The sequence below is a fragment of the Vibrio sp. SG41-7 genome, assembly GCF_014164465.1.
GTDB classification, from domain to species: Bacteria; Pseudomonadota; Gammaproteobacteria; order Enterobacterales; family Vibrionaceae; genus Vibrio; species Vibrio splendidus.
In genome coordinates, this window is record NZ_JACJFF010000154.1 from 1 (window position 1) to 9,656 (window position 9,656).

Sequence of the window (9,656 nt, forward strand, 5' to 3'; positions counted from 1 at the left end):
AACTTATTGCCCAAGCCAGAAGCACTTGAGCTTTGCTAACACGTTTATCCTATCTGCTCACAGACAGATTTAACGAGTTAACTCCGAAATCATCAGGCTGGCAGTATACAAAAGGAAGCTGCTAACGATAACAATCACTACCCATTTTTGCAGTTTTTCGTTTGTCCGGTAACGAAACAGCACAAATGCCAAAGCCAATAAAAAAACAATCGCTATTAATCGAGTCATAACTCCTCCTTGTTTCTCTATTTTATACCATTTAAATAAGCAAGTTACGTCAGAGACTCGTTGTTTGATCATTTAGTTGAACAACATTTGAGCAAACAGATATTTTGTAGCTGACATCACATTTTATATGATCTAGGATACGCCTACAGATTACCTAATTATTTAGGTAATTGTTCCGATGAAGACTGCAGGAGAGTGGTTTTTAACTAAATATTAACATTTAGTTAGATAAACCCGCCGAAGAAGTAAATCTTTCAGGCGCTTTGTGCTGGAGAAATCCAGAAAAGTGAGGACTGTCGTTGGAGGAACCTCTGGAGAGAACCGTACTACTTTTTTTGTAGCAAGCGGTCGCCGAAGGAGCAAGCTTAGTGCCCGTTACTTATCTATAAGTGATTCGCTAAGTGAAACTCTCAGGCAAAAGGACAGAGGAGTGGAAAGCAACAGCCTTAATTAACAAAAGAATTCTATCTAGAAATCCGTATGTATTAAGTAGTGCTATCGATCCCTGTGATCTGCACTGCCTTCCCTCTTCTCCTTAAATTTTTAATTTATTAAGGGGAAACTATGAACCATCTACAAGCTACACTTCAAACCATCAACCAATTCGTTTGGGGACCACCGCTACTTATTCTGCTAGTGGGAACGGGGATCTACTTTACTTTTCGCTTAGGCTTACTCCAGTGTAGACACCTCCCAACCGCGCTAAAAATGGTGTTCACCAAAGACAAATCCGGCAAGGGTGACGTATCAAGTTTCGCCGCTTTGTGTACAGCACTTTCAGCAACTATTGGTACAGGTAACATCGTTGGTGTAGCAACCGCAATTAAGATTGGTGGCCCTGGTGCCCTATTCTGGATGTGGCTTGCCGCTGTATTTGGTATGGCGACCAAATACGCAGAATGTCTACTTGCCGTTAAATACCGCAGAACCGATAGCAATGGCGAAATGGTTGGCGGCCCAATGTACTACCTGCAATACGGTGTCGGCTCACGAATCTTAGCGGTAATGTTCGCTGTCTTCGCGTTAGGTGTTGCCTGCTTCGGTATTGGTACCTTCCCACAAGTCAACGCTATCTTAGACGCAACTCAAATTTCGTTTGGTGCTTCTCGTGAGATGTCTGCTGTCGTTCTTACGATATTGGTGGCAGTTGTAACCCTTGGTGGTATTCAATCTATCGCGAAGGTGGCAGGAAAAGTGGTTCCAACCATGGCAATTATGTACATCGTCGCGTGTTTGAGCGTGCTGGTTTCAAATGCCGACCAACTACTGAATGCCATTACCCTTGTGGTTACCTCTGCGTTTACCAACACCGCTGCAACCGGTGGTTTCTTTGGTGCAAGCATCATGCTTGCTATCCAATCAGGTATCGCTCGTGGTGTATTCTCGAACGAATCTGGTCTAGGTAGCGCGCCTATGGCAGCAGCAGCGGCTAAAACGGACTCGTGCGTGAAGCAAGGCCTTATCTCGATGACAGGTACCTTCTTTGACACCATCATCATCTGTACGATGACAGGCTTGGCGCTAATCTTAACGGGTGCTTGGCAAACCGACCTCTCTGGTGCAGCGATGACCACTCATGCATTCGCTGTGGGTTTAAACGCCGATACTTTAGGTCCAATGTTAGTTTCGATTGGCTTAATCTTCTTTGCGTTTACAACGATTTTAGGCTGGAACTACTATGGTGAGCGCTGTGTTGTTTTCTTACTAGGTACCAAAGCCGTACTGCCTTACAAAATCATCTTCATTGCGTTGGTTGCCTCTGGTGCATTCCTAAAGCTCGACATGATCTGGCTGATGGCGGATATCGTGAACGGCCTAATGGCTATTCCTAACCTAATCGGTCTTATCTTGTTACGCCACGTTGTCATCGAAGAAACAAAGCTATTCTTCAAACCTTTAACTTCTTCAAATGATTGTGAAGCCGTTAAAGCATAACTTGAATTGATTGAATACAAAGCCCGCAATAAATGCGGGCTTTTTTATTGATTCAACACTTAAAGTGACTACATTATTACTTGCCCTATATACCCACAAATATAATAAGATATTTATTCGGCGACTGTTCTAATTAAAATAATGCAAAGACTAATAAAAAGGCCACTATTAAAACCAACGCTTAATTAGATGTTACTTATATTTAACAGGTTGTGTCTAAATAGCGTCATTTTTATCATAAACGAATAAGAAACATTTTGTTCCAACCACACAAAAAGACACCATAATAAAATATGTGACTTTAATTCACATATGAGTCAGTTTATAGTCATCTACACTCTTGAGAGAATTATAATAAAAATAAAATGTTGGCTATATGATCAGATTTGACCCAATTAAAAACCGTATTTATAACGACGAACGTTCTATTAAAATAGGATATCGTGAGACTCGCGTTTTAGAGTTATTACTTAAAAAATCTCCCGAAATTGTGCGCAAGCAAGATATTATTAGTTTCGCATGGGGAAGCGAATTCATTGGTGATACGTCACTAGCGAAATGTATCAGCTTGCTTCGCCAAGGATTCGTTAAGCTCGGTATCAAAGAGACGCCAATCGTGACTGTGCCAAAGGTTGGTTACCGCCTTATCGATGGTTGTGTCTTGATCGAATCGCAACCACAAATTGGAGCCACTATACCTCTCACTCCAGTGAGCGACCACATATCACTAAGTCATACCAGTTCACTAGGTAATCGCTGTTCACAAAGTCAAAGCAGTATTGCGCTCTCTCTTGCAAGTAGCCATGAATCTGAATCTAAACAGGCGACACCTGCTTATCATCAAGTCGGCTCATACCGAAATAGACTGTGTTATTTCACTACTGGATGTTTGCTGCTGGCATCTTCGTTGTTGGCTTTCGCTAAAGTTAATGAGAGAAACCTCAGTGATATCAACCCTGTTAATCGACTCAACGAGCAGTGGATTGGTCAAGTACAAGTTTTCCGAGATCCTGAAATGGCGATGACTTCTGAGCTAGAAAGCATCCTCTATCAGTATCAATGTGATTGTGTGGCGTACGTTAGCGAAGAGCCCGGCTATTCAGAACTCTCCGTACTCAACAAAGCAACACGCCAGTCTGTCAATATCTTTTACACGTCAACACAATTGGATCAAGCCAGCACCGAGCTGGCGCTATTCTTAGAGAGAGGCCAGCTATGATGCCATTCGTTGCACTCATTTCCGCATTCGCTTTATTAATTGGTATATGGAATATCCCTTCGCCCCAACCAAAAGAAGAGCATCGCTATCAACATAGCGTGGTGGACTTCATAGTGGATGACAATGTATTACGTACCGATGGATTAACAAAAATAAGTAACAACGAAGTCCTGCACCTTATGTCAGTCCAGGATGACAACATGCCTAACCCGATTGTCCTGAGATTCAAAGGAAAAGCGAACCCTTCTCAATCATTTTTCTTTTCTATATCTGGCACCATCGACTTAGTCTCTGTACAAAAAATAAATAAAACAATGAATGACAGCCTATTGTCACCTTATCTTTTAATCAACAATGACCCATTAACGGTAAAGATTGATATCTTAAGTTCAAATGATTTATTTGCCATAATAAAAACGTGTAATACAGGCCGAACACAACTTCTGGCTAAGCGATAATTAGGAACAGTTTGGCCACCAGCAACCGCTACTTTATTATCAAATGACGATCCTTGTCGATATTACACATAGAAAACGGATGGTTATTTTTATTCATCTATCAGTAATACAATGACGACTTGATCCTGACTTAAAGTGTTTCAATGTTAAAAAGGTCGCACATCAAGATATCCAATCTAGATTTAGACTCCTTATGGTTAAATAACCGCCTTAAAGTTACGAACATTGTGAATGGTTATATCTAGCTTTCTACTTAACCATTCACATCAAGCGTAACGAAATAACATCAAAGCGTTTTGACGTTTAAGCCAAAATTATAACACTCTATTTTTCTAAAAACGGTTTGAGCCCCATCAAATAATTTCCTTTAAGTTGCACACACTTTCACCATATAAACACATTCAACAATACAACCCGATGAATTCAAAGGGTAAATTAATTCAAGCCTTTTCAGTATCTATCTATTTATCAACATGAAAAAGTGAACTTGTCTTGTTAACTACACGGCACACAAAACATTATCAAAATAGAAAAATTACAAACGAGGGAATTGTTAATGATTAGTATAAACAGAAGTCTCTTAGCAACCGCAGTGTTGTCTGTTCTATCAACCGGTGTAAACGCAAAGGTGTACCCGGACCAAATAGTGTTTGACCAACTTGGTGAAGATGTATGTCGCTCTGGTTATCGTCCTTTAGACCGCTATGAAGCCGAAGAGCAGAAGAGTGCTTTGGTCGCTCGTATGGGCACTTGGCAGATTACTGGGTTAAAAGGAAACTGGGTAATCATGGGGCCTGGTTATCATGGCGAAATTAAACAATCAAACAGCGGATCGACGTTCTGTTATCCGAACAATGACCAATCTGAAATACCAAATTACTCTGCTAAAGCCGTCACAGAAGGCAGCGAGATAGACGTTGAATATGACTTAGTGAACAACCGCAATGATTTTGTACGCCCTCTTAGCTATCTAGCTCACAACCTAGGTTATGCATGGGTTGGCGGTAACAACAGTCAGTATGTTGGTGAGGACATGACGATTAAACGCTCAGGTGACTCTTGGGTAATACAAGGCAACAACAGTGGTTCTTGTGATGGTTATCGCTGTAACGAAAAGACTAAGATCACCGTCGACAACTTCACCTACACCGTTAATGACAATAACTTTTGGCACGGCGATGTCGTCGAGTCCGATCGTGAACTGGTTAAAACGGTTTACGCAACCGCGAGAAACAGAAGCGACATCGCGCAACAAGTCGTTGTCGACCTAAAAGTCGATGAGTCTACAAATTGGTCGAAAACGAATAGCTATGGGTTCTCCGAAAGTGTTCAAACAGAGAATACATTCAAATGGCCTTTGGTGGGCGAGACTAAGCTAACGATTAAATTAGAAGCGAATCAGAGCTTCGCTGAAACCAATGGTAACTCCACGAGCGAGCAAGTCACACTTCAAGCTCGTCCTATGGTTCCAGCAAATTCAGAGCTTCCGATTCGAGTTGAGCTATATCGTTCAACCATCTCTTATCCGTACCGATTCAACGCCGACATCAGCTACGATGTTGAGTTTAACGGCTTCCTACGTTGGGGTGGTAACGCATGGCACAGCCATCCAGACAACCGCCCTTACAAAGCTCACACCTTCACTATGGGCCGCAGCAGCAATGAATCAGCCGATATTCGCTACCAATGGGATCACCGATACATTCCAGGCGAAACGAAATGGTGGGACTGGGGCTGGGCTATCAAAGAAGCCGGTTTATCAAGCATGCAGTACGCGACTGGAGGAAGCTTACGCCCATTCCACTCCTACGTATCCGGTGATTTCAACGCTGAATCTCAATTTGCAGGCACCATTGAGATTGGCCAAGCAACACCAATTACTAACAGTTTACGCAGCAAAAGAAGTGTTGATTCAGTCAACGAAACCACTGAGCGCATTGGCGATATCGAAGTTACCACCAACTTTAATGCAGATGAGTTGAGTGACTTAGGTTTTGAAGGTGCTGAGATGAACATTAGCGTTGTTGAATAACGCAGTGGCTCACATCTAACACTCGATTTACCAGTAACAAAAAAGCCCACGGCAGTGTTTATATACAAACCTGACGTGGGCTTTCTTCTTTTTAATTCAATTGTGTAGAGCCTTTAGGACGACTCTCAATAACCTATATCCAAAACGGTTCAGGTTATACTGGCTCTTCCATCAGAAGCTTAACACCCAGCCCCACCAGCACCATGCCCGTCACACCTTCCATCCATTTCATAAAACTCGCGTTCTTGAGCAAGTTTTTAGCTGAGTTAAGTGCCCCAGCCAAGCCGCATTGCCACACCATCGCAATCATAAAGTGGACCGAAGCCATCAACATAGATTGCAATAAAGGCGAACCTTCAGGGTTTACAAATTGAGGTAAAAAGGCCAAATAGAAAACCGCTGTTTTGGGGTTGAGAACGTTAGACAAGAAGCCTTCACGCAAAGAACGCTTTGCACTGTAAGCCTGCTGAGCTTGTTCACCGACCTTCAAACCACCACCGTTTTTCATCAACGCTCGTAAACTGCTTAAGCCAAGCCAGATGAGGTAAACTGCACCTACCATCTTAACGGCTTGAAAGAGTTCAGCAGACTGGGCAAGAATTGCAGAAATACCCACAGCAGAGAAAAAGGCGTGTACATAGAGGCCGCTACAAATACCAAAGCTGGTCATTACACCGTCAGATAAACCCGAGCGGCTCGTGTTGCGAATCACCAAAGCCGTATCTAAGCCCGGCGTTAGCGTTAAAATAGTGATGGCAATTAGAAATGCCTCAAAGTTCAAAATATCCATATTATTGTCATTGTTGTTCAGCGATCTATCATCAATACCGCTTATCTGAACAATTCGCAAGCAACAATTGCCATCTGCTATACAAGTCACTGATTTTGTGCACAATGGAACAGTTTAATTTGTTAAGAAATAGTAAATTCTAGGCATCGTACTGCCTCATGCTTTTATCGCTATATCTTCGACTGCGAAGGTCAGCGTCATTAAAAAGCAGAGCCATAATCAAAGTACACCAGAGATGAACCTTAAAGCTGACGCTGTCCTAGGGATCATTTAAAGAAACCAAATTAAGAGTAGTCAAATGAGCGCATTCAAAAAACTAGTCGAGCACTCTCAAAAATGTTCACGCTTTCAACATCTAGCCTCTATTTGTGGTTGGGACCAAGCTTCAATGATGCCTGCCGGTGGTAACCAAGCGCGTAGTGAAGCGATGGCCGAGCTTTCGGTTCATATTCACGGGTTGATGACGCAACCACAACTTGGAGATTGGATTGCAGACGCTGAAAACGAAGCGCTGAGCAACGAACAACAATCATCTCTGCGTGAAATTAAACGCCAATGGCAACAAGCTAACCTACTTCCAGAAAAATTGGTGGAAGCGAAATCTCTAGCAGGTTCAAAGTGTGAACATGCATGGCGTAGCCAACGTGGTAACAACGACTGGGTTGGATTCGAAAAGAACTGGCGTGAAGTGGTTGAACTGTCTCGTGAAGAAGCGCAGATCCGCGCCGATGCGGCGAACCTAACACCTTATGATGCCATGCTTGATATCTATGAACCAGGCACCAGCTCTGCTTCACTTGATGTCTTGTTTGCAGACGTTAAAACTTGGCTTCCAGGCTTGATTGATGAAGTGATCGAAAAGCAGTCGAGCGAGCAATTTAATGCGCCATCTGGCATCTATTCGACCGAGAAACAGAAAGCACTTGGTTTAGAAGTCATGAAGCTGCTTCAGTTCGATTTTGAACACGGCCGATTGGATGAAAGTGTTCACCCATTCTGTGGCGGCGTGCCTTCAGACGTGCGTATCACAACCCGATACGACGAAGCGGAGTTCGTTCAAAGCTTAATGGGTATAGTGCATGAAACAGGGCACGCGCGTTATGAGCAAGGCTTACCAAAACATCTAGCAGGTCAACCGGCGGGCGAAGCTCGTTCGATGGGTATCCATGAGTCTCAATCTTTGTTCTTCGAGATGCAAGTTGGCCGCAGCGACCCATTCATCGGACACTTAGCAAACTTGGCGGGGCAGCAATTCTCAGGTTCAGAGTTTGAGAAAGAGAACTTCCAGAAGATCTACACTCGCGTGAAAAAAGATTTCATCCGTGTTGACGCTGATGAGCTTACCTACCCTGCACACGTTATCTTGCGCTACGAAATTGAACGTGACTTGATCAACGGTAAGATCAAACACACCGATGTGCCAGAACTATGGAATACTAAGATGCAGTCATACCTTGGATTAAGCACTCAAGGTAATTTCACTAACGGCTGTATGCAGGATATTCACTGGACGGACGGTGCATTCGGTTACTTCCCATCTTACACACTAGGGGCGATGTACGCGGCTCAGTTCATGGCTTCAATGAAGAAAACAGTGGATGTGAACGCTGTGATTGAAAGTGGCGACCTATCACCTATCTTCACTTGGTTAGAATCGAATATTTGGAGTAAAGGCAGCCTGCTTAACACCGATGACTTGGTGAAAGGCGCAACCGGTGAAACCTTGAATGCGCAATACTTCAAAGATCATTTAAGAAGTCGTTATTTATAAGAAAAGGGCACTTAATGTGCCCTTTACCTCTACGGGTAACGTTCTAAGCTTCTCAGAGGCAAGACCCCACATTGATATCGATGTATCGCAGTATCAAGGTAATCTTGCGTAATGAACACTTCTTTGTAGTCTGTTTTTTTATTGCAGACTGGGCAATTTGAATCTACTAACACCTTATTTTTAGGTGATGTAAATAGACAACTATTACACCTTAGACCATAACCACCGTGGTGGTTGAAAACAAACTCGTCTGCTTCAATCATATCTTGAATCCGCTTCTGCTTCATTTCGGCACTTAATTGCCTATTTCGCTCTGCTATAAGCTCTGCTTCACGTTCTTTGTGTAAGCGTTCTTCTCGAAGTTTTGTTGCTTCTTCCTTTCTCTCTTGCATTCTATGTCTGAAATCTTCGATGCTTTGATCTCTTAGCTGAAAAACAGTTGGGGCAATTGTAGTAGCCACCACATCGTTGATTGCTAAATACTGAAGGTAATCAAGTATTACTTTAAAAGGAGAGATTATCTTATGGTTTTCTTCAATCGTTAAATACCAAGCAATACGCTTGTTAGTCTGTGACCCGTTAGCCTTTGCTTTTTGCCTTGCTTGATATTGAGCCATATTCAATCGCAACATGTTTGAATTCATAGGTGCATTTTTCTGAACAAAGCGCTTTATGTCGAAAGCCTTTATATCTTGATTTACACCAATTCGATACAAATGATCAACGATAAGCGCTTGCCATTGCTCACGCTGACACTCGATAATCCAGTCAACATCGGTTTTAAAATTAACTAAGCCTGAGTATTTATCTACACTCACCCACTTCAAAAAATCAGAGATAACGTTTTGCTTCTGCTGTTCATTTCGAAAAATCCAACTGCTATCAACAGTACCCAACCAATCTAGTTCGTCTTTGATCTCAGCTCTGAATCGCTGTTTCGCATTTTCAATATTATGCTCTTTTCTCTGCTCACGCTCATATAGCTGTTGTCTTCTAGACTCCTCAGCATCTAAACGATGTTGAATAACACGGTTCCTGTTTTCAGCTTCAAGTTTTAGTTCAGCTAGAGCTTTATTTACTTTTTCCATTGCCTTCGGATGGTGTATCCCCGAATTCAACTCCGAACTGCGACACTCTTAATTTTCAAGCAGCCGACATCATTTCTTTAAATAGGACAGCTGGCTGCTTGAACCCCAAACACTTTTTCGGACGATAGTTAATCC

The 9,656-nt window shown here is 42.6% G+C and carries 8 protein-coding genes and 1 riboswitch; of the genes, 5 read left to right on the forward strand and 3 right to left on the reverse strand.

Annotated elements, in window-relative coordinates; translation table 11 throughout:
• Positions 1 to 69 precede the first annotated feature (69 nt).
• Positions 70 to 228, reverse strand: a complete 159-nt coding sequence (locus H5300_RS23710) for a hypothetical protein (protein WP_004733573.1) — start codon at positions 226 to 228, stop codon at positions 70 to 72.
• Between the two features lie 301 nt (positions 229 to 529).
• Positions 530 to 664, forward strand: a riboswitch (glycine riboswitch).
• Between the two features lie 128 nt (positions 665 to 792).
• On the opposite strand from H5300_RS23710, the gene H5300_RS23715 reads away from it, so the two are divergent.
• From H5300_RS23715 to H5300_RS23730, 4 genes are all read left to right on the forward strand, one after another.
• Positions 793 to 2,163, forward strand: a complete 1,371-nt coding sequence (locus H5300_RS23715; protein ID WP_182797058.1) for a sodium:alanine symporter family protein — start codon at positions 793 to 795, stop codon at positions 2,161 to 2,163.
• Between the two features lie 376 nt (positions 2,164 to 2,539).
• Positions 2,540 to 3,382, forward strand: coding sequence for a winged helix-turn-helix domain-containing protein (locus H5300_RS23720; protein ID WP_182797059.1), 843 nt, complete (start codon positions 2,540 to 2,542; stop codon positions 3,380 to 3,382).
• On the forward strand, positions 3,379 to 3,840 hold the full coding sequence (locus H5300_RS23725) for a hypothetical protein (protein ID WP_017082694.1): 462 nt from the start codon (positions 3,379 to 3,381) through the stop codon (positions 3,838 to 3,840). Before H5300_RS23720 ends, H5300_RS23725 begins: the two co-directional genes overlap by 4 nt.
• 556 nt (positions 3,841 to 4,396) lie before the next feature.
• Entirely contained in the window at positions 4,397 to 5,872 is a 1,476-nt protein-coding gene (locus H5300_RS23730; protein WP_102495783.1) for an aerolysin family beta-barrel pore-forming toxin, read from the forward strand.
• 154 nt (positions 5,873 to 6,026) lie between these two features.
• On the opposite strand, the gene H5300_RS23735 is transcribed toward H5300_RS23730, so the two are convergent.
• Positions 6,027 to 6,662 carry a LysE family translocator gene (locus H5300_RS23735; protein WP_017077131.1) on the reverse strand — a complete coding sequence of 212 codons (636 nt, stop codon included), beginning with the start codon at positions 6,660 to 6,662 and terminating at the stop codon, positions 6,027 to 6,029.
• 298 nt (positions 6,663 to 6,960) lie between these two features.
• On the opposite strand from H5300_RS23735, the gene H5300_RS23740 reads away from it, so the two are divergent.
• Positions 6,961 to 8,433 (forward strand): carboxypeptidase M32, encoded by a 1,473-nt coding sequence (locus tag H5300_RS23740; protein ID WP_182797060.1) that lies wholly within the window; start codon positions 6,961 to 6,963, stop codon positions 8,431 to 8,433.
• Positions 8,434 to 8,462: 29 nt separating this feature from the next.
• On the opposite strand, the gene H5300_RS23745 is transcribed toward H5300_RS23740, so the two are convergent.
• Positions 8,463 to 9,521: a hypothetical protein gene (locus H5300_RS23745; RefSeq protein WP_182797061.1), complete on the reverse strand. Its 1,059-nt coding sequence runs from the start codon at positions 9,519 to 9,521 to the stop codon at positions 8,463 to 8,465.
• Between the last annotated feature and the right edge of the window lie 135 nt (positions 9,522 to 9,656).